1 protein-coding gene and 1 pseudogene are annotated in these 580 nt (G+C 54.9%); one reads left to right on the top strand and one right to left on the bottom strand.

Annotated elements, in window-relative coordinates:
- Positions 1-301, top strand: a pseudogene (locus FDX22_RS26445) (exodeoxyribonuclease X); the annotation flags it as partial.
- 19 nt (positions 302-320) lie between these two features.
- Here FDX22_RS26445 and FDX22_RS26440 read toward each other — a convergent pair.
- On the bottom strand, positions 321-580 hold a 260-nt coding region (locus FDX22_RS26440), incomplete at its 5' end, for a prolyl oligopeptidase family serine peptidase (RefSeq protein WP_146718020.1).

Genomic DNA, 580 nt, shown 5'->3' with positions numbered 1-580 from the left:
CAATATGGCGCTCTATAAATCCCGCAAGCTGAGCGTCCAGACGCCGTCTGGTCTGCACCACCACCGCGCGCTTTATGACTGCTACATCACAGCGGCACTGCTGATCGACATTATGAAGACGTCCGGCTGGACCCCGGAGCAAATGGCCGATGTCACCGGTCGTCCTGCGTTGCTAACCACATTTACCTTCGGAAAATACCGCGGAGAACCGGTATCTGAAGTCGCTGAACGCGATCCGGGCTATTTGCGCTGGCTGTTTAACAACCTTGACAATATGAGCCCGGAATTGCGCCTAACGCTGAANTGGATAACGCCTGAGTTTACGCTTGTCCAGGCAGTGTGCCCTGCGCCAGCCCAATCAAAAACGCGTATTCCAGGGCCACACCTTCGTAAGATTTATAACGTCCGGATTTACCGCCGTGCCCGGAATCCATATCCGTGCAGAGTAACAGCAGATGGTCGTCCGTTTTCAGCTCACGCAGTTTTGCCACCCACTTTGCCGGTTCCCAGTATTGCACCTGGGAGTCGTGCAAGCCCGTTGTCACCAGCAGATGCGGATAAGCCTGCGCGGTAACATTGT

Origin of the sequence: Citrobacter sp. TBCS-14, from assembly GCF_005280805.1 — a bacterium.
Lineage (GTDB): Bacteria > Pseudomonadota > Gammaproteobacteria > Enterobacterales > Enterobacteriaceae > Citrobacter > Citrobacter gillenii.
The sequence above is the reverse complement of the archived record's forward strand: the minus strand, read 5'-3'. Positions and strand labels throughout refer to the sequence as shown.